This window comes from Sphingopyxis sp. EU05-FHT14B03 (assembly GCF_058790875.1).
Genome location: NZ_JBYTDC010000001.1, coordinates 1283940 through 1302880, shown reverse-complemented (window position 1 = coordinate 1302880; position 18941 = coordinate 1283940). Strand labels below are relative to the sequence as shown.

Here is an 18941-nt window from a genome sequence, read left to right as displayed (position 1 = left end):
AAATGCAATTGCCGGTTGCATAATCTATCACGATTGATAATTATCATCACTGATAATAAGCTTCATCAGGGAGAGAGAAGATGGCGGGTGCGGTGCGTGCAATGGGTCTGGCCGGCGTGGCATGGGCGGCGATGATGGCGAGCCAGCCGGTGCTGGCGCAAAATGCGCCGCCGGCGGCGGAGACCGAGGCGGCCGACGACGGCGCGATCGTCGTGACGGCGCAGCGCCGCGCCGAAAGCATCAACGACGTCGGCCTCGCGATCCAGGCTTTTTCGGGCGATACGCTCGAAAATCTGCGCGTCACCTCGACCGAGGATCTGCAGGCGGTGGTGCCCAGCCTCAACGTCTCGCGCGGCTATCAGGGCATTCCGATCTATACGCTGCGCGGGATCGGCTTCAACACGATCAACCTGTCGGCGACCTCGACCGTCGGCACCTATCAGGACGAGGTTGCGCTCGCCTATCCGTTCATGAACAGCGGGCCGGTCTATGACCTCGAGCGCGTCGAAGTGCTCAAGGGTCCGCAGGGCACGCTCTATGGCCGCAACACCACCGGCGGGCTGGTCAATTTCATCACCGCCAAGCCGAAGTTCGGGGAGTTCTCGGGCGGGGTCGCGGTCGATCTCGGCAGCGAAAAGACGCTCAACAGCGAAGGCCATCTCAACATCCCGCTGGGGCAGGATATCGCGATCCGCGCCGCCTTTCGCACCGAGGACAGCTGGGACGGCTGGCAGCACAGCATTTCGCGCGACGAGAGCCTGGGCGAGGTGCACCGTTATGGCGGCCGCCTGACGCTGACCGCCGAGCCGGTCGAGGGGATGAAGATCGAACTCGGCGGCAATTTCTGGATCAACAAGTCGGACACGCTCGCGGGGCAGGCGGTGGGGTTCACCCCGAACACCGATCCCGCCAACGGCACGCTGTTCAGCCTGTTCAACGCGCCGGGACTGCCCGCCTATATCGCCGCCAACGGTCCCAAATGGGATTCGAACAGCGCCGACTGGGCGCCGTTGTCGCAGCGCGGCCCCAATATCGGGCGCGGCACCGGGATCGACGGGCCGTTGCAGGAAGACAGCGATTTCCTGGGCTTGCGCGGCCTCATCCAGTTCGACCTGACGAGCGATTTGAGCTTCATCTCGCTGACCGGCTATAACAAGGTCAACCGCGACGCGACCTATGACTGGAGCGGCGCGCCCTATGAAATCCTGATCCAGCGGGCGCAGGGCAAGATCGAGAGCTTTTCGCAGGAATTGCGCTTCCAGGGATCGACCGGCCCCGCCGAATGGGTCGTCGGCGGCTATTATGCCAAGGATGTCGTCAGCGACACCAACCAGACCTTGCTGGGGCAGAATGCCAATGTCGGCGCGATCCGCGCGCTGATCGTCCAGCTTGGCCTCTTGAACACCCCGTTCAACAGTCAGGGTTTCACCGCCGCCGATGTCGCCACCGCGTTCCGCACCTATCGCGACGTCGCCGATTTCGACACCGAGACCATCAGCCTGTTCGCCAGCGCCGACTGGGAATTGTCGGACACGCTGAAACTGACCACCGGCGCGCGCTACACCGAGGACCGGCAGGAATATCAGGGCTGCTCGCGCGACCTCAACGGGTCGATGCTGCCCAACGTCAACCTGTTCAACCGCGCCTTCTTTTTCCAGGTATACGGTGCCTTCACCGCGCCGATCACGGCCAATCAGTGCAACACCTATGACGTCGACACCGGCACGTTCGGCCTCGTCACCTCGAACCTCAAGGAAGACAATGTCGCCTGGCGCGGGGCGCTGACGTGGGAGCCGACGAACGACATACTCGCCTATGCTTCGGTCAGCCGCGGTTACAAATCGGGATCGACCCCGGTCAACGCCGCGAACATCGCGACGCAGAACCGCCCGGCGAAGCAGGAGGAACTGACCGCCTATGAAGTCGGCACCAAGCTGGCGCTCGCCGACCGCAAGGTGAACCTCAATGTCGCGGCCTTCTATTATGATTATCGCGACAAGCAGCTCGCGGTCTATTTCGCCGATCCGATCTACACGACGCTGCTCCGCCTCGACAATATCCCCAAGTCGCGCGCCTATGGCATCGACGGCGACGTCAGCATCCAGGCGACCGATGCGCTCAACGTGACGCTCGCGGGCACCTGGCTCAAGACCGAATTGCAGGGTTATGTCGGGATCAACGCCGCGGGCGCGCCGTTCGATTTCGACGGCTTCGCCTTCCCCTACAGCCCGAAATTCTCGGGCGCCGCGACGATCACCTATGACACGCCGGTGAACGACAAACTCGGCGTGCGGGCGATCCTCAACGGGCGCTACCAGTCGAAGACCGGCAGCACGATCGAGGATTTCGCGCCGCTGCAGATCAAGGGCTATGGCATCCTGAACGCCAGCCTCGCGCTCTATGAGCAGGATGGCCAGTGGGAGGTGTCGATCTGGGGCAAGAATATCACCGACACCTATTATTGGCAGTCGGCGGCGACCAACGCCAACACCGCGGTGCGCTTTCCGGGGCGCAGCCCGTCCTATGGGGTGAGCGCCAAGTTCAATTTCTGAGGACAGAAATCCTCCCTGTGGCTTCGCCGCAGGGAGAATCTCAGGCGACGCTCGCCAGCGATTCGGTCGAGAATCGCTGGCGGTAGTCGTTCGGCGACAGGCCGGTGATGCGGTGGAAGAGTTTGCGGAACGCCGCGGCGTCCTCGTAACCCACCGCCCAGGCGATCTGGTCGACGGTGCGGCGCGTGAATTCGAGCAGTTCGCGCGCCTTGCCGACGCGCAGATGCTGCGAATATTCGATCGGGGTCATGCCCGTCGCGGCCTTGAATCGGCGCTGGAAGGTGCGTTCCTCCAGCCCCGCCTCGGCGGCGAGTTCGGCGACCCCCGCCATGCGGCCCTCCTTCGCCTGGAGCCAGTGCTGCGCTTTCAATATCGCTTCGTCGCCGTGGGTGAGGCGCGGGGCGAAGCTCGCGTAATTCTTCTGCTCGCGGCCGCCGGGGTCGATCAGGAAGAAGCGCGCGGTCTCCATCATCACCGTCGGGCCGAGCAGGCGCTCGACGACGCGCAGCCCGAGGTCGGTCCACGCCATCAGCCCGCCCGCGGTGATGATGTCGCCGTCGTCGATCACCATGTGATCCGATTCCAGACGCACGTCGGGGAAGCGGGCGCGGAATTCGTCGGCGAAGAACCAGTGTGTCGTGGCAGGCCGCCCGGCGAGCAGCCCGGTCGCGGCGAGCGCGAAGGCGCCGCCGCAGGTCGAAGCGAGCGTCGTGCCCTGCGCGTGGCGATCGAGCAGCCAGCGGGCGTAGGGAACCGCCTCTTCGGCTTCGAGCAATTTGTGAAGGCTGCCCGGCGCGATCAATATCGTCGGTGCGTTGCGCGCGGGTTCGTCTGGGTGGCTGTCGAAGCAGCGGGCGAAGCCTCCGCCGTCCCGGAGGCGCCAGTGGCTGACGCGGATGGGCGCGCGGTCATGCTCGGCGGCGAAGCGGCCGGCGACGTGGAAGAGGTCGGTGATGCCGCTGACCATGCCCATCTGGCAGTCGGGGTAGAGCATCAGGCCGACTTCCGGCAATTTTGGGGGGAGATTCTGCGGATGTTGGCGAAGGTGCCGCATGACGTGACTCCGGTTTGTCGTATTCGGCCCGCATAATGTCGTTTCCGCCAATCCCGCGCAAGGGGGAAGGCGCGTAGATGGGTGGCACAGGGACGGAGGGTTCCGCCCCACCCAAGTGAAAGGAACCACGACATGACCACGATCACCACACAGGACGGCACGCACATCTTCTACAAGGACTGGGGTCCGCGCGACGGGCAGCCGATCGTCTTCTCGCACGGCTGGCCGCTGAGCGCCGACGCCTGGGACGCGCAGATGGTGTTTTTTGCGGGCCAGGGCTTTCGCACAATCGCCCACGACCGCCGCAGCCATGGCCGCTCGGACCAGGTCTGGGAGAATAACACCATGGACCAATATGCCGACGACCTCGGCGAGCTGATCGAACAGCTGGACCTCAACGACGTGATCCTCGTCGGCCACTCGACCGGCGGCGGCGAAGTCACCCGCTATATCGGCCGCCATGGCACGGATCGGGTCGCCAAGGTCGCGTTGATCGGCGCGGTCCCGCCGCTGATGCTCAAGACCGAAGCCAATCCGGGCGGGCTGCCGCTCGAGGTGTTCGACGGCATCCGCAAGGGCACGTTCGACAACCGTCCGCAATTCTTCAAGGACCTGACTTTGCCCTTCTACGGTTATAACCGCGAAGGCGCCGTGGTCAGCGAAGCGGTGCGCGACGATTTCGTGCGACAGGGCCTGAACGGCGGCCTGAAGGGCCTGCTCGACAGCATCCGCGCCTTTTCGGAGAGCGACTTCCACGAGGATCTGAAGCGCTTCGACAAGCCGACCCTCGTCCTCCACGGCGACGACGACCAGATCGTGCCGATCGGCGCCGCGGCGCTGTCGACCGTCCAGATCGTCAAACAGGCGGTGCTCAAGGTCTATGAAGGCGCCGACCATGGCCTGACGCTCACCCACCAGGACCGGTTCAACGCCGACCTGCTCGATTTCATCAACAGCTGATACGCAGCGGGGCGCGGGATTGGACCCGCGCCCCGCCTGTTCGAAGGAGATGTGCCATGATCCTCGGTCTCACCCTATCGCAGTTCACGCTGGTCCATGTCGCGATCAGCGTCGTCGGCATCCTCACCGGGCTGGTCGCGCTCCCCGCCTTCGCGCGCGGACGCATCCTGCCCCGCACCACCGGCGTCTTCCTGTGGACGACGTTGCTCACCAGCCTGACGGGCTTCCTGTTCCCGATCGCGAGCTTCACCCCCGCGCTCGGGGTCGGCATCCTCTCGACGCTGATCCTCGTCGCAAGCTTCCGGGCCTGGTACGGCCGCAAGCTCGCGGGGGCCGCGCGGACCATCTATGCGGTGACCGCGACGATCGCGCTGTGGCTCAACCTGTTCGTGCTGGTCGTGCAGAGCTTCCTGAAAGTGCCCGCACTCAACGCGCTGGCGCCGAACGGCAACGAACCGCCGTTCCTGATCGCGCAGGCGGTGCTGCTGATCGCGGTACTGGCGCTGGGGTATAAGGCGGTGCGGGTGAAGCAGGTCGTCGCGACTGCCGCCTGACCGGTTCGGCATTGCTTCGCTGCGCTCGCAATGACGTTGTTGATGGCCGACAGGCCGACCAAGCGGCGGCCCGTAGCCGAGGGAGCCAAAGCTCAGCTACGGGCCGCGACAGTATCTCTACTGCTTTGGTAGAGTGACAGCGGCCGGCGATTCTGGCTAGATGCGAGTCGTTCGAAACGGCGCGGCAAACGCTCCGTTCGTCGCCAGATTTGTCGAGTCAGTTCAAGCCCATGACCAAGACCGGCCTCATCATCCGCCATGTCCCGCATGAGGGAATCGCGGGGTTTCGCGACCCGATCGAGGCGGCGGGCTATGCGCTCGACCGGATCGACGTTAGCGATCCGGGTTTCGGGCAGCTCGACCTGAACGAACCCGACCTGCTGATCATGATGGGCGGGCCGATGGGGGTCTATGAGCAGGCCGAGCATCCATGGATCGCGTGCCAGCTGCGGCGGCTCGCGCGGCGGCTGGAGGCGGGGCGGCCGACGCTGGGGGTCTGTTTCGGGGCGCAGATGATCGCGGCGGCGATGGGTGCGCCGGTCTATCCGGGGCCGGCGAAGGAGGTGGGCTTCGATGCGCTGACCATTCTCGACGCGGCATCCCCGCTCGGCCAGCTCGCCGAGGTGCCGGTGTTGCACTGGCACGGCGACACCTTCGACCTGCCCGAGGATGTCGAATTGCTGGCGTCGAGCGCGGCCTATCCGCACCAGGCGTTCCGGCGCGGACCGAACATATTGGCGCTGCAGTTCCACGCCGAAATGGGGCTCGACCCGCGCTTCGAACATTGGGTCGAGCAATGGCCCGAGGCGCTGGCCGAGGTCGGCAGTTCGGCGGAGTCGATGCGGACGGAGCATGCGCGCTGCGGGCCGGGGGCGGTGGCGGCGGGGCGGCGGATGGTGGCGCAGTGGCTGAGCGAACTGGCGGGGTAGGGGTGAGGAACTGTCATTCCTCAGTCATCAATTTTTACGCGGACGCAGGCACGAAAAGTACCGGTCTCACCTTCTTCGCGATGCCAAACCTCAACCACATCGTAGTAGTTGAAATATCCGCCCATATCCTTTGAAATGGTTTCGCCAAGGCGAGGCAGGAACATGAAATCGCCTTCAAAGAGAGGGGTCAATTCGTCCTTCTCGTAAACTTCCACATTGGGCATCGCATTCTCCGCATGCGATTTTGAACCAAACGCAAAATGTCCGCAACCGGTCGTTAGCCGTCATTCGTCATCCCGGGCTCGACCCGGGACCCGCCTTCCTTCTTTCGCTGCCGGTTCAAAGACAAGGCAGGCCCCGGGTCAAGCCCGGGGTGACGGGGAGGGATGTCTGTCCTCGCCCATTGGCGGCTATCTTATCCGCCTTGGTAGCGAATGGCCGAATAGGGTAGGAAGCGGATAACAACAATCCAATTGGCCGAGGCGCTTGGAGAACATTTATTATGGACGGGTGGGCTGCAAGGAAGATATTCGACGCCTTTCTAATTGATATGGAAAAGCGCGTCGGTTTACCTCTGGCTGTATTTGAGGATGCGATAGAACAAATCCCGGGTGGATGGGCTTTTCGTTATCAAGGCAGGGAATGGGTGAAGTCACAAGACATGTCTGACTTGTCAGGCTTTCTTGTCGGCCATGGCCCGGTAGTTGTTCTCGACAACGGTGTGGTTTTACAAGGGGGTTCGCTAGATCGCGATCCCAGCGATATCATTCGCCGACACTTCGCGAGTTTAGACTGAAGGCAATCGGTCGTTGGCCGCCATTCGTCATCCCGGGCTTGACCCGGGACCCGCTTTCCTTGGCGCCAGCGGTAAGGGCTCGAACCCGAAATCCTCGGCGAGGTCGCGCCAGCTCGGGTTCATCGCGTTGATCAGATCATATTTCCACGGCCGCACCCACCGCTTGATCCGCTTCTCGCGCAGGATCGCACTGTCCATGGTCTCATGGCGTTCGAACCAGACGAGCCGCTTGATCCCATATTCCTTCGTGTAGCCATCAAAGGTCTCGGTGCGATGCTGATGGATGCGCTGGACGAGATTGGAGGTGACGCCGGTGTAGAGGGTGCCGTGCGACGACCGCGCGAGGATATAGACGCAGGGATAGCGTTCCATCGTCGCATCGAAAGGCAAGGCAGGCCCCGGGTCAAGCCCGGGGTGACGTTGGATTGATCCGTTCCCGTACGCGTCGTGTTCAACGCGCCCCGCCGCCATCGTTTACGCCGCCTTTACCAGTCCTGGTGCATCACCTTTACCTATATTTGGCAGTGGGGATGAATGATGGACAGCATGCGCGGACTGCTTTCGGGCAGCCACGGCCAGGATGACGGGGCGATCGATTCGCCACCCTCCGTCGGGGTCGACGAACGGCGGATGCAGGTGCGCGCCTATAATTATTGGGCGTCGCTGCTCGCCGACCGCGCTTATCCGTCGGTCGAGGACCTCGATCTCGACAATATCGACGATTTCGGTCCCTATGCGGTGCTGCTCGATTTTACCGCCGGGGTCGACAATCCGGGGCTGTCGTTCCTTGGCGACAAGCTGCGCGCCGAGTCGCAGATCGACGAGGATGTGCAATATATCAAGGAGGTCCCCGGCCGCTCTTTGCTGTCGCGGCTGACCGACCATTATCTGCAGATCATCGCCAACCGCGCGCCGATCGGCTTCGAGGCCGAGTTCGTCAACGATCGCGGCACAACGATCATGTACCGCGGCATCTTGCTGCCCTTTTCGTCCGACGACGACACGATCGATTTCATCATGGGCGTGATCAACTGGAAAGAGGCGGCCCCCGCCGACCAGGAAGAGGAATTGCAGCTGTCGGTCGAACAGGCGCTGCGCAGCGCGCCGCCGCTGACCGCCCCGGTGCCGGTGTGGGCCGACGGCCCCGACAGCGAACATATCGACGATGAGCCCGCGCCGGGATTCGGCGCGCTCCGCGAGGCCGAGGCGGCGCTGCCGTTGCCGGCGGTCGAGGAGCCTGCCGTGGTCGCGGATGCACTGGATGACGACGCGGGGCTCGCCGACTGGCTGGCGCTGGCGCGCGCCACCGCCGAAAAGGCGCTCGCCGCCGACAGCCGCAGCCGCAGCGCGCTGTATCAGGCGGTCGGACAGGCGTGGGATTTTGCGCTCGCCGCCGAGGCCGAGCCGCAGGAGTTTGCCGAACTGCTCGACGATGCCGGGCTGAAGGCGCAGGATCGCGCGCCGATGACGCCGCTGGTCAAGCTGGTGTTCGGGGCGACCTACGACAAGACACGCATCGCCGAATATGCCTGCGTGCTGGGCCATGCCCGTGAAGAGGGCGTTGGCCGGGGCGAACTCGCGGTCTATCTCGACCATTATCCGGGCGGCCTGAAAGGGCTGGTCAGGGACGAGCGCGCGAAGCGCAAGCCGGCGGGGGTTGCCGAAGCGAAGCCCGACGTCGCGCTCGACACGCTGCGCAGCGCGCATCCGGCGGTGATCCTGGAACATGATGCCGGCGACGCCGAATTCGTCGTGCTGATCGCGCGCGCGATGCCGGGAGGGCACATAGGGATCGTCGCCAAGGCGGCCGACGACGAGGCGGTGCTGGCGAAGCTGGCGCGCAAGGCGGTGGTGATCACGCCGTGACTCCAATTCCTCCCTGTGTCCGAAGGGCATGGGGAGGTGGCAGCCCGCAGGGTTGACGGAGGGGCGATGACGCCGAGGTCGCTGGCCCCTCCACCATTCGCTTCGCGAACGGTCCCCCATGCCCTTCGGGCACAGGGAGGATCTTTTGGTCCGCGCAACAGACAATCCGAAAATTGAAATATATTTGCGCGGAGCCGTCGCGGGGGGTTGAGCCGCGCGTCACTCGGGCGCATATGGGGACGCAGCGAACGGGCCAGCCACCCCCCGGCACAGGCCCGCCTCAGTCGGGATGCTGTAACCTATGCCCCAGAATATTGCCGAAACCGCCGAAGCCGAGCATGAGGCCGCGGCGGCCGCTCCTGTTCCTGCGAAGATCGCCAAGGCCTATCAGGCCGCGCTGCACGGCAGCGCGCTGCCCGGCGAGGGCGACGACCTCGACTCCGCGGCGCTGAAGGCGGCGGGCGAATTTGCCGCGCGCGCCTCGCTCGACCGCGCGCCGGGTGTCCCGTCGCTGCTGCTCGAACCGATGGTCGCCGACGGCACCGACCGGCGGATGCGGCTCGCGGTGGTCAATGACGACATGCCCTTCCTGGTCGATTCGGTGTCGCAGATCGTCGGCGCGCAAGGGCTGGTGATCCACCGCATCCTGCATCCGGTGGTCGCCGCGACACGCGACGCCAAGGGCGGGCTGACCGGTGCCGATAGCGCGACCCCGGGCTGCGCGAACCGCGAATCGGTGATCTATATGGAACTGGAGCGCGGCGACGCCCGCGCCCGCCGCCGCCTGCTCGACGGCCTCGAAGCCGCGCTGGCCGATGTCCGCGCCGCGGTCGCCGACTGGAAGGCGATGCGCGCCGCGATGCTCGCCGACGCCGCGATGCGCGCCGACGGCGAGGCCGCCGAACTGCTGCGCTGGTTCGAGGGCGGGGCGATGACCCAGCTCGGCCATGAATGGCGCACCCGCGACGGCGCGGTCGAACAGCCGCTGGGGGTCAGTGCGAGCGGCACCAGCCAGCTGCTGTCGCCGACCGCGCTCGAAGCCGCCTTCGCCTGGTTCGATGCCGGCGGCGCGTCGCCGCTGCTGATCAAGTCGAACCGCCTGTCGGCGGTCCACCGCCGCGTGCTGCTCGACCTGGTGATCGTGCCCGAGATGAAGGGCAAGACGGTCGAAAAATTGTCGATCCACGCCGGGCTGTGGACGAGCGCGGCGCTGTCGGCGCGGCCCGACAAGGTGCCGGTGCTGCGCGCGCAGCTCGACGCGCTGATGGCGAAATTCGGTTTCGACCCGACCGGCCACGCCGGCAAGGCGCTGGCGCATGCGCTGACCGCGCTGCCGCACGACCTGCTGATCGCGTTCGACGCCCAGTCGCTCGAAGACCTGGTCCTGACCTCGATGTCGATCACCGACCGGCCGCGGCCGAAGCTGGTGATGGTGCGCAGCGCGCTGGGGCGGCATCTGTTCGTCTTTGTCTGGCTGCCGCGCGACGAAGTGTCGACCGGGCGCCGGCTGGCGGTCGAATCGCTGCTGGTGCGCGAGGCCAAGGCCGGCGTCATCGGCTGGACGATGGTGCTCGAGGATGGCGGCGCGGCGCTGCTGCGCTACACGCTCGACCTGCGCAGCGGCGGGGTGGTGCCCGATGCCGAGGCGCTCAACGCCCAGCTCGAACAGATGGTGCGCGGCTGGCAACCCGAGGTCGAGGCGGCGCTCGCCAAGCGCGGCGATCCCGGCCGCGCCGCGGCGCTGGCGTCGCGCTTCGCGCCGCTCTTCCCGCCCAATTACCGCAACCTCTATGATCCCGAGGAAGCGTCGCGCGACATCCTGCGGCTGCGCGACCTCGACGCCGAGAATCCGCGCAGCGTGCGGCTGGCGCGCAAGAGCCTCGACGGTGACGACAAGCTGCGGCTGAAAGTCTATAGCGCGGTCGGTCCGCTGGCGCTGTCCGACGTCGTGCCGGCGCTCGAACATTTCGGCTTCGAGGTGCTCGAGGAGATTCCGACGACGCTGGGCGCGAGCCGCATTCCCGGCACCGAGCGCGACGACGAGATCCCCGTCGTGATCCATGATTTCACGCTGAAGCTGCCGGCGTCGGTCGACGAGCTGGCGCTGATTGCGCATACCGAGGTGATCGAAAAGGCGATCGCGGCGGTGCTGGACGGTAATGCGGAAAATGACGCGTTCAACGAGCTGGTGCTGGTGACGCAGACCGATCCGCAGGCGATCATATGGCTGCGTGCCTGGTTCCGCTACATGCGCCAGGGCGGGTCGAGTTACGGCATGGACACGGTGGTCGCGGCGCTGCGCCACGCCCCCGACCTGACCGGGGCGCTGGTCGAGCGCTTCTGCGCGCTCCACGATCCGGCGAAGCGCGACGATGCGCGCGCCGACTATCTCGACAAGGAAATCCAGGCCGGCTTCGCCGCGATCAAGTCGATCGACGACGACCGCATCCTGCGCCTGTTCCATGCGGTGATCGGCGCGACGCTGCGCACCAACGCCTTTGCGCCCGCGGCGGCCGAGGCGCTGGCGTTCAAGATCGATTCGAGCCTGGTTCCCGGGCTGCCCAAGCCGCTGCCCTGGCGCGAGGTGTGGGTGTATAGCCCGCGCGTCGAGGGCACCCATCTGCGCGCCGGCCCGGTGGCGCGCGGCGGGCTGCGCTGGTCCGACCGCCGCGACGACTTCCGCACCGAAATCCTCGGGCTGATGAAGGCGCAGCGCGTCAAGAACGCCGTGATCGTGCCGACCGGCGCGAAGGGCGGCTTCTATCCCAAGGCGCTGCCCGACGCGGCGCTCGACCGCGATGCCTGGTTCGCCGAGGGGACCGAATGCTATCGCATCTTCATCCGCTCGCTGCTGTCGATCACCGACAATCTGGTGGCGGGCAAGGTGATCCACCCGGACGGTGTCGTCATCCATGACGGCGAGGACCCCTATTTCGTCGTCGCCGCCGACAAGGGCACCGCGACCTTCTCCGACGTCGCCAACGGGCTGGCGATGGAGCGCGACTTCTGGCTTGGCGATGCCTTCGCGAGCGGCGGGTCGAAGGGCTATGACCACAAGGCGATGGGGATCACCGCCAAGGGCGCGTGGGTTTCGGTCCAGCGCCACTTCGCCGAAATGGGCGTCGACGTGCAGACCGACAGCATCAGAGTCGTCGGCTGCGGCGACATGTCGGGCGACGTGTTCGGCAACGGCATGCTGCTGTCGAAGGCGATCCAGCTCGTCGCGGCGTTCGACCATCGCCATATCTTCCTCGACCCGACCCCCGATCCGGCGAAAAGCTGGAAGGAGCGCGAGCGGATGTTCGCGCTGCCGCGGTCGAGCTGGGAAGATTATGACAAGAAGCTGATCAGCCATGGCGGCGGAGTCTACCCGCGCAGCCAGAAGATCATCGATGTCTCGCCGGAAGTTGGTTATGCGCTTGGCATCGAGCCGGGTCCGATCGAACCGGGCGCTTTGATCTCGGCGATCCTCAAGGCGCCGGCCGATCTGCTGTGGTTCGGCGGCATCGGCACCTATGTGAAGGCGGCGGCGCAGAATAATGCCGAGGTCGGCGACCCCGCCAACGACGCGCTGCGCGTCGATGCCGAGGATCTGCGCGTTCGCGCGGTGGGCGAGGGCGCGAACCTGGGCGTCACGCAGGCGGCGCGCATCGCTTTCTCTGCGCATGGCGGGCGGATCAACACCGACTTCATCGACAACAGCGCGGGCGTCGACTGCTCGGATAACGAGGTCAATATCAAGATCGCGCTGAACCGCGAGATGGCCGAAGGACGATTGGCGCAGGACGACCGCGACGCGTTGCTGGTGCGGATGACCGACAATGTCTCGGCGCTGGTGCTCGAGGACAATCGCTTGCAGGCGCTGGCGCTGTCGATCGCCGAAAAGGGCGGGTCGGCGGCGGTGCCGTCGCTGGTGCGGATCATGGAGACGTTCGAGGCATCGGGCCGGCTCGACCGCAAGGTCGAGGGGCTGGCGGCGAACGACGAGCTGCTGCGCCGCGCCGCCGAAGGGCGCGGGCTGACGCGGCCCGAACTCGCGGTGCTGCTGTCGACGTCGAAGTTGGCGCTGCAGGACGCGATCGAGAACAGCGACCTGCCCGACGATCCGGCGCTCGGCAGCGACCTTGCGGCGGCCTTCCCCGAGGAAATGCAGCGCGATTTCGCCGGTGCGATCGCCGATCACCAGCTGCGCCGCGAGATCATCGCGACCAAGCTGGCGAACCGCATCATCAACCGCATGGGCGTCGTCCATCCGTTCGAACTGGTCGAGGAGGAAGGCTGCTCGCTCGGCGACGTCGCCGCCGCCTTCGTCGCGGTCGAGCGCCTGCTCGACATGCACGACCTGTGGGCTTCGCTCGACAGCGCGAAGATCGACGAGGCGATCCGCCTGTCGCTGTTCACCCAGGCCGCCTCGGCGATGGCGTCGCAAATGGCCGATCTGCTCCGCGTGTCGGCGAACAACGCGCAGCCGGGGCCGACGGTCGCGCGGCTCGAACCCGGGGTCGACCGCCTGATGGCGCGCGTCGACGGGCTGCTCAGCCCGTCGGTCCGGCGCCAGTGGGACATGCTGAGCCAGCAATTGCTCGATGCTGGGGCGCCCGAGGCGCTGGCCTTGTCGGTGGTGCGACTGTTCAAGACCGACGGCGCGATCGGCATCGTCGACCTCGCCGCGCGGCGCGGCGACGACGAGGTCGCGGTGACGCATGCCTTCACCCATTTGGGCGAGGCGCTGGGGCTCGACTGGGCGCAGACGCTGGCGGCGCATATGAGCCCCGCCGATCCGTGGGAGCGCTTGCTGGTCAACAGCCTCGCGCGCGATTTCCAGCAGATGCGGCTGGCCTTCCTCGCGGGGCTGCCTGCGGGTGACCTCGATGCCGCGGTCACCGGCTGGCTGACCGAGCAGGCGCCGCGCGTCGCGCAGTTCCGTGCCACGGTCGACCGCGCGCGGACGATCCCGAACCCCAATGGCGCGATGCTGTCGCATATCGCCGGGCAGGCGCGCGGGCTGCTGGGGCGGTAAAGGTCGCGTGCCATCACCTCGTCATTGCGAGCGGAGCGAAGCAATCCAGCGCGGTTTCGCCTACTGGATTGCCGCGTCGCTTCGCTCCTCGCAATGACGGGTTTTGACAAGGTAAAGTAGTTCATGCCTTACCAGCCCCGCGTCGCGATCCTCGTGCCCGCGCCCGACTATTATGAGAAATGGCAGCCCGCCTTCGCGCGCAAGGCGGCGGCGCTGGCGGGCGCGGGACTCGCGGTCGAGCAGCGGGTGTGGGGCGATCCGGGCGATTTGTCGGGCTTCGACCTGATCCTGCCGCTCTTCGCCTGGGGCTATCAGCGCGATGTGGCGGGCTGGTACAAGCTGCTCGACCGGCTGGAGGCCGAGGGCCTGCCGGTGTTCAATCCGGTCGCGGTGCTGCGCTGGAACAGCGACAAGGCGTATCTGTCCGAACTCGCCGCGAAGGGCGTCGCGGTGGTGCCGACCGTCGAGGTCGCGGCGCTCGATGAGGCCGGGCTGGCCGAGGCGCGGGCGCGGCTTGGTGCCGGTGAGGTGGTGGTGAAACCCGCGGTCTCGGGCGGCGCCGACGGCACGCACCGGGTCGCGGGCGGCGCGGGCGTGCCCGCCGATGCGCTGGGGCAAAGGCGGCTGGTGCAGCCGATGATGCCGGGAATACTGAGCGACGGCGAGTTTTCGCTGTTTTTCTTCGACGGTGCGTTCAGCCATGCGATCGTCAAGCGTCCGGCGGCGGGCGACTTTCGCGTGCAGGAACAGTTCGGCGGGCGCGAGACGGCGTGGGAGGCGAACGACGAAGCACAGGCGCTAGCCGCCGCGGCGCTCGCTGCGGCCCCCGCACCGCCAGTCTATGCGCGCGTCGATATGGTCGGCGACGCGGCGGGGGTGCTGCACATCATGGAACTGGAACTGATCGAGCCGTCGCTGTTCCTGCACTTCGCGGAGGACAAGGGCGCGGCGTTCGGGAAAGCAGTGGCGGGGGCGATCACCGCCTGATCCTCCCTGTCGCGTAGCGATGGGGAGGTGGCAGCGGCGGAGCCGTTGACGGAGGGGCTTTGGCGCCGACGTTGCCGGCCCCTCCACCACTCGCTTCGCGAGCGGTCCCCCTCCCCATGGCTTCGCCACAGGGAGGATTAATTACACTCCCGCCACAACCATTGCCTTATCGCCGACGTCAGGTTCGGCGGGTCCTCCGCCTCCATCCGCTCGACGTCGATCCGCGCGACCAGCGCGTTGATCGGGAGCGCCTGGCGCGCGGCTTCGGCTTCGAGCGCGTCCCAGAAGACGGGTTCGAGGCTGATCGAGGTCGGGTGGCCGGCGATCGTCACCGAGCGTTTGACCGGGGGGTGGTAGGGCGCCGCCATGGCCATGGCTTATCGCCTGCTCGCGGCGGGGGGTACGATTTATTTGGGGGTGACCGCGATTCGGGCGGGGCCTAACATCCGATAGCAAACTCGTCGCCCCCGCGAAGGCGGGGGCCGCTATCGGTGTTGCACTATGCAGCCACCGGCCCCCGCCTTCGCGGGGGCGACGATGAAAGGGTGCAGGCCAACCGATGACCGCAGCTATTCAGACCCTCACCGAAAAGGAAAAGGAGACGCTGCGCCTGCTGGTCAGCGGCTATGACGCGAAATCGATGGCAAGCCACCTCGGGCTTTCGGTCCACACGATCAACGAACGGCTGCGCGACGCGCGGCGCAAGATGGCGGTTTCGAGCAGCCGCGAGGCGGCGCGGCAACTGCGCGACATCGAGCATGAAGATCCCAAAACGCTTGGGGACAAGGCTTTCGGGGGTGCGGGCGCCGCCGGGGTCGAGGAGGTTGCGACATCAGCCGAGGCGCCCCGCATGGTGCGGCCGCTCGGCTGGATCATCGGAGGTCTTCTCATGTCGCTTGGTCTTGCCCTGTTCGCCATTTCGTCGATGACCGGCACCGCCGGTGCGCCCGCCGCGGCGCCGTCCACCGCCCCCGCCGAAAGCGCCGCGGTCGGCGCGGCGCGCGACTGGCTCGCGCTGGTCGAGAAGGGCGACTGGAATGGCAGCTGGGAGGCGACCGGGCAGGCGTTCAAGGCGCTCAACACCGCCGAGACTTGGGCCCGGGTGGCGCAGCAGGTGCAGGGGCCGCTCGGTGCGGTCCGGTCGCGGGTGCTGCTCAGCGAGCAGGAGGTGCCCGCGCCGCCCTATGGCTATCAGATGGTCAAGTTCCGCACCGATTATGCGAACAAGGCGGGGGCGATCGAGACGCTGTCGCTGGTGCGCGAGGGCGGGGCCTGGCGGGTGGTCGGGGTGACGGTGGAGTAGGGGACGGGGATGGGGGCGGTCTTCGGAACCGCCCTCTCTTCCCGTTTGTGTCGAGCGAAGTCGAGACACGTCCGCGCCAACCTTCGCGTGCCTCGACTTCGCTCGACACAAACGGCTTTTTCCATTTGATGAAGGGCGAGCGGCGACGGCAAAGCCGCCGCCATGACGTCAGACGGGTTCGGCCGGCCTGACGGGGCCGTCCGCCCCGCTGGCCGTGCCGGTGGCTGCCGCTGCGCGGCACCGGCGCCTAACGCGACGTTCGCTGCGCGACCGCCTTGTTACGCGCCTGGCACCGTCAATACATATGCTGCCCGCCGTTGATCGACATTGTCGACCCGGTGACGAAGCCCGCATCCTCGCTGCACAGGAAGGCGACGCCGCGCGCGATTTCGTCGGCCTGGCCGAGGCGGCCGACGGGGATCTTGGCGACGATCTTTTCGAGCACCGGGGCGGGGACCGCGGCGACCATGTCGGTGTCGATATAGCCCGGCGCGATCGCGTTGACGGTGACGCCCTTCTTCGCGCCTTCCTGCGCGAGCGCCTTGGTGAAACCGTGGATGCCCGATTTCGCGGCGGCATAATTGACCTGCCCGTACTGGCCCGCCTGGCCGTTGATCGAGCCGATGTTAACGATGCGGCCCCAGCCGCGTTCGACCATGCCGCCAAAGGTCGCCTTTGCCATGTTGAAACAGCCGCCGAGATTGACGCGCATGACATCGTGCCAGTCGTCGTAGCTCATCCGCGCGAGGGTGCCGTCGCGGGTGATGCCGGCATTGTTGACGACGATGTCGACGGGGCCGAATTCGGCGGTGATCGCCGCGCAATTGTCGAGGCACGCCTGATGATCGCCGACGTCCCATTTGCGCGCCGCGATGCCGGTGCGGCCGCTGAACTCGCGCGCTTTTGCGTCATCGCCCCCATAGTTGGCGACGACGGTGACGCCCTGTTCTTTGAGCTTGAGGCTGATCGCCTCACCGATACCGCGGCTGCCCCCGGTGACGATCGCTACGCGTGACATAAGTCTCTCCCACAGAGTGTGTTTCACCCTGACTAGGGCGCGTCGAAGAGGCTCGCAAGTTGACCGTTACGTCAAGCGGACAGCATTTTCAGTTGCTGACCTGAACCAGCGGCCGGTCCCAGCGCCCGGCGGCGAGATCGGCCTTGCGCAGCGTCAGCACCAGATGGTCGACGTCGCCGAATATCCAGCTCATCAACCCGCTCGATGGCAGTTCGAGCAGCGTCGCGTGGGTTTCGTCGTCATAGTCGTGGACATAGCGGAAGGGGATGTGGCCGATGCTGGGCATCTCGCGCGCCGCGAGATCCCGCGCCCAGGGTTCGAAGACCGTGCGCGCGGCATCGGACAGCGTGTCGGGGTTTGCGGCATAGGCGTGTTTGGCATGGTCGAACCAGATGGTCAGATAGTCGTGGACCCACAGCGGTGCGTCGGGATGATGGGTGGTGAGCGGGATCTCCAGGCTTTCGATCCGCTCGGCGCCCGGACGACCGTCGGGGTCGGGCTTGCGGTTCACCTTGGTCCAGCGGATCGCGTGCAGCGCGTCCATGACGGCGGCGGCGTCGTTCGCCGAAAAGTCCATCTTCGGGGCGCTGTCGCGGACGATGCCGATGATCTCTTCGGCTCGGATGCGCGCGACATAGTTCGCCGCGCGCGCCGCCGCGGCGGCATCGTGCAGGTCCTGCAGCGAAGCCTGCATATTGACGAGGCCTTCGCGGCCGAGCGGGTCCTTGTCGCCCGCGTCATGCTTGGCGAGGCGGCGCTCGACGCTGGCGAGCTGGGTGTCGATCGGCGAGGGGCCGTCGACGTCTTTCCAGAAGCGTTCGATGCGCATCGCGAGGATTTCGACCATCGCGGTCATGCTGTCCCAGTCGAAGGGATGGAAGGCGGGGTCGGCAAGGTCGTAGCCGCTGCGATAGAGGCGCGTGCCGACGCTCTCCTCGTCGCCGCCCTCTTCGTCTTCGTCCGCGCGCGGATCGTCGTCGCCGGGGCGGACGGCGACGAGGTCGACCGGCCATTCGGGAAAGGCGTGGCGGGTGAAGGGCATCAGGTCGCCGAAGCGCAGCCCGCCGTTCGGCGCGAAGAAGCTGCCGCCGGGATCGAAGGGGTGCGGCGGGTCGACCGGGTCGCCTGCGGCATGGACATGGACCACCGCGACGTCGCCGTCGCGCGGGTGGATGAAGAACGCGAGGCTGCCGCGGCGCGGGCCGAGGCCGTCCCAGATGTCGGCGGGCAGGTCGGCGCAGGCGATCTGCGCGATGAACTCGCCGCGGACCTCGCGGATTTCGGGCCAGGCCATGCCGGGTTCGAGCCGCGGGCGGCCGCCGAGCCAGCTCGTCGCGATTTCGTCCATGCGCGGCGGGATCTGCGGTACGATGCGGACCGCGACCGGTTCGCTGCCGCCGCGTTCGACCAGATCGGCTTCATGCTCGACCTGCGCGACCATCGATTCAAGCATCTGGCCGACCATGGCGCGGTCGGCTTCGCTGGGCGGTGCGGGTTCGGGCGCTTCGGGGTCAGGGCGGTCGGCGACGAGCGCGGGAGCCTCGGCGGCGGGGGCGGTTCTATATTCGGCCTCGGCCTCGGCTTCGGTCAGCCGTTCGAACGGCGGCCGGGCGCTGATCCGGGCGAGGCGGGCGGCGGACATTTCGATCGGGGCTTCGACTTCGCGGTCGCGGCGCGGCAGGCGCGGCAGGCGGCTTTCGCCCGGTTCGCGCGGCGCGCGGGGTTCGCGGGGCGTTTTCGGCGCGCGCGGTTCGGGGACGGGCCGGCTGCGGCGCCAGACGAAGTAGACGATCGCAGCGAAGAGGAGCGTTGCCGCCACCAGCATCAATAGGGCCGATTGGACCTGACTCATTGCGCACTCCATTGCGCGCGGCGGCCTCTGACTCTGCCGCGCCGAGCTTC

15 protein-coding genes are annotated in these 18941 nt (G+C 66.6%); 9 read left to right on the top strand and 6 right to left on the bottom strand.

Features of this window, described 5'->3' with window-relative positions; translation table 11 throughout:
- Positions 1 to 80 precede the first annotated feature (80 nt).
- The gene (locus AC3WS4_RS06370) at positions 81 to 2552 is read left to right on the top strand and encodes a TonB-dependent receptor (protein WP_492735648.1); all 2472 of its coding nucleotides are present in this window, start codon (positions 81 to 83) and stop codon (positions 2550 to 2552) included.
- Positions 2553 to 2592: 40 nt separating this feature from the next.
- On the opposite strand, the gene AC3WS4_RS06365 is transcribed toward AC3WS4_RS06370, so the two are convergent.
- A complete protein-coding gene (locus tag AC3WS4_RS06365) occupies positions 2593 to 3564 on the bottom strand; it encodes a GlxA family transcriptional regulator (RefSeq protein ID WP_492742677.1) in 972 nt (323 codons plus the stop codon).
- A 174-nt stretch (positions 3565 to 3738) separates the two neighbouring features.
- Between AC3WS4_RS06365 and AC3WS4_RS06360 the strand changes: the two genes are divergently transcribed.
- The 3 genes from AC3WS4_RS06360 to AC3WS4_RS06350 all read left to right on the top strand — a co-directional run bounded on the left by AC3WS4_RS06360 (position 3739) and on the right by AC3WS4_RS06350 (position 6049).
- A complete protein-coding gene (locus tag AC3WS4_RS06360; protein WP_492735652.1) occupies positions 3739 to 4566 on the top strand; it encodes an alpha/beta fold hydrolase in 828 nt (275 codons plus the stop codon).
- Positions 4567 to 4622: 56 nt separating this feature from the next.
- Positions 4623 to 5120: a hypothetical protein gene (locus tag AC3WS4_RS06355; protein ID WP_492735654.1), complete on the top strand. Its 498-nt coding sequence runs from the start codon at positions 4623 to 4625 to the stop codon at positions 5118 to 5120.
- A gap of 230 nt (positions 5121 to 5350) precedes the next feature.
- On the top strand, positions 5351 to 6049 hold the full coding sequence (locus tag AC3WS4_RS06350) for a glutamine amidotransferase (RefSeq protein ID WP_492735656.1): 699 nt from the start codon (positions 5351 to 5353) through the stop codon (positions 6047 to 6049).
- Positions 6050 to 6069: 20 nt separating this feature from the next.
- Here the strand turns inward: AC3WS4_RS06350 and AC3WS4_RS06345 are convergent, their stop codons facing one another.
- The gene (locus tag AC3WS4_RS06345) at positions 6070 to 6273 is read right to left on the bottom strand and encodes a hypothetical protein (RefSeq protein ID WP_187142068.1); all 204 of its coding nucleotides are present in this window, start codon (positions 6271 to 6273) and stop codon (positions 6070 to 6072) included.
- Positions 6274 to 6599: 326 nt separating this feature from the next.
- On the opposite strand from AC3WS4_RS06345, the gene AC3WS4_RS06340 reads away from it, so the two are divergent.
- Entirely contained in the window at positions 6600 to 6845 is a 246-nt protein-coding gene (locus AC3WS4_RS06340; protein WP_492742675.1) for a hypothetical protein, read from the top strand.
- 27 nt (positions 6846 to 6872) lie between these two features.
- Here the strand turns inward: AC3WS4_RS06340 and AC3WS4_RS06335 are convergent, their stop codons facing one another.
- Positions 6873 to 7217, bottom strand: a complete 345-nt coding sequence (locus AC3WS4_RS06335) for a GIY-YIG nuclease family protein (RefSeq protein ID WP_492735661.1) — start codon at positions 7215 to 7217, stop codon at positions 6873 to 6875.
- A gap of 165 nt (positions 7218 to 7382) precedes the next feature.
- Between AC3WS4_RS06335 and AC3WS4_RS06330 the strand changes: the two genes are divergently transcribed.
- The 3 genes from AC3WS4_RS06330 (at position 7383) to AC3WS4_RS06320 (ending at position 14718) form a co-directional block, all read left to right on the top strand.
- A complete protein-coding gene (locus AC3WS4_RS06330) occupies positions 7383 to 8711 on the top strand; it encodes a PAS domain-containing protein (RefSeq protein ID WP_492736608.1) in 1329 nt (442 codons plus the stop codon).
- 301 nt (positions 8712 to 9012) lie between these two features.
- Positions 9013 to 13731, top strand: a complete 4719-nt coding sequence (locus AC3WS4_RS06325; RefSeq protein WP_492735663.1) for an NAD-glutamate dehydrogenase — start codon at positions 9013 to 9015, stop codon at positions 13729 to 13731.
- Between the two features lie 123 nt (positions 13732 to 13854).
- Positions 13855 to 14718 (top strand): ATP-grasp domain-containing protein, encoded by an 864-nt coding sequence (locus tag AC3WS4_RS06320; RefSeq protein ID WP_492735665.1) that lies wholly within the window; start codon positions 13855 to 13857, stop codon positions 14716 to 14718.
- 137 nt (positions 14719 to 14855) lie between these two features.
- Here the strand turns inward: AC3WS4_RS06320 and AC3WS4_RS06315 are convergent, their stop codons facing one another.
- Positions 14856 to 15086: a ribbon-helix-helix domain-containing protein gene (locus AC3WS4_RS06315; RefSeq protein WP_492736610.1), complete on the bottom strand. Its 231-nt coding sequence runs from the start codon at positions 15084 to 15086 to the stop codon at positions 14856 to 14858.
- Between the two features lie 191 nt (positions 15087 to 15277).
- Here AC3WS4_RS06315 and AC3WS4_RS06310 point away from each other — a divergent pair, with 191 nt between their 5' ends.
- The gene (locus AC3WS4_RS06310; RefSeq protein ID WP_492735667.1) at positions 15278 to 16021 is read left to right on the top strand and encodes a helix-turn-helix domain-containing protein; all 744 of its coding nucleotides are present in this window, start codon (positions 15278 to 15280) and stop codon (positions 16019 to 16021) included.
- 295 nt (positions 16022 to 16316) lie between these two features.
- Here AC3WS4_RS06310 and phbB read toward each other — a convergent pair whose 3' ends face one another.
- Positions 16317 to 17039: an acetoacetyl-CoA reductase gene (gene phbB, locus AC3WS4_RS06305; protein ID WP_492735669.1), complete on the bottom strand. Its 723-nt coding sequence runs from the start codon at positions 17037 to 17039 to the stop codon at positions 16317 to 16319.
- A gap of 88 nt (positions 17040 to 17127) precedes the next feature.
- Positions 17128 to 18891 carry a DUF1963 domain-containing protein gene (locus tag AC3WS4_RS06300; RefSeq protein ID WP_492735671.1) on the bottom strand — a complete coding sequence of 588 codons (1764 nt, stop codon included), beginning with the start codon at positions 18889 to 18891 and terminating at the stop codon, positions 17128 to 17130.
- Positions 18892 to 18941 lie beyond the last annotated feature (50 nt).

What these genes read in the sequence shown, in the direction of transcription:
- AC3WS4_RS06355 (WP_492735654.1), top strand. Translation starts at nt 4,623, where the DNA reads ATGATCCTCGGTCTCACCCTATCGCAGTTCACGCTGGTCCATGTCGCG.
- AC3WS4_RS06350 (WP_492735656.1), top strand. Translation starts at nt 5,351, where the DNA reads ATGACCAAGACCGGCCTCATCATCCGCCATGTCCCGCATGAGGGAATC.
- phbB (WP_492735669.1), bottom strand. Translation starts at nt 17,039, where the DNA reads ATGTCACGCGTAGCGATCGTCACCGGGGGCAGCCGCGGTATCGGTGAG.
- AC3WS4_RS06320 (WP_492735665.1), top strand. Translation starts at nt 13,855, where the DNA reads ATGCCTTACCAGCCCCGCGTCGCGATCCTCGTGCCCGCGCCCGACTAT.
- AC3WS4_RS06330 (WP_492736608.1), top strand. Translation starts at nt 7,383, where the DNA reads ATGGACAGCATGCGCGGACTGCTTTCGGGCAGCCACGGCCAGGATGAC.
- AC3WS4_RS06340 (WP_492742675.1), top strand. Translation starts at nt 6,600, where the DNA reads ATGGAAAAGCGCGTCGGTTTACCTCTGGCTGTATTTGAGGATGCGATA.
- AC3WS4_RS06325 (WP_492735663.1), top strand. Translation starts at nt 9,013, where the DNA reads ATGCCCCAGAATATTGCCGAAACCGCCGAAGCCGAGCATGAGGCCGCG.
- AC3WS4_RS06335 (WP_492735661.1), bottom strand. Translation starts at nt 7,217, where the DNA reads ATGGAACGCTATCCCTGCGTCTATATCCTCGCGCGGTCGTCGCACGGC.
- AC3WS4_RS06315 (WP_492736610.1), bottom strand. Translation starts at nt 15,086, where the DNA reads ATGGCGGCGCCCTACCACCCCCCGGTCAAACGCTCGGTGACGATCGCC.
- AC3WS4_RS06360 (WP_492735652.1), top strand. Translation starts at nt 3,739, where the DNA reads ATGACCACGATCACCACACAGGACGGCACGCACATCTTCTACAAGGAC.
- AC3WS4_RS06345 (WP_187142068.1), bottom strand. Translation starts at nt 6,273, where the DNA reads ATGCCCAATGTGGAAGTTTACGAGAAGGACGAATTGACCCCTCTCTTT.
- AC3WS4_RS06310 (WP_492735667.1), top strand. Translation starts at nt 15,278, where the DNA reads ATGACCGCAGCTATTCAGACCCTCACCGAAAAGGAAAAGGAGACGCTG.
- AC3WS4_RS06370 (WP_492735648.1), top strand. Translation starts at nt 81, where the DNA reads ATGGCGGGTGCGGTGCGTGCAATGGGTCTGGCCGGCGTGGCATGGGCG.
- AC3WS4_RS06300 (WP_492735671.1), bottom strand. Translation starts at nt 18,891, where the DNA reads ATGAGTCAGGTCCAATCGGCCCTATTGATGCTGGTGGCGGCAACGCTC.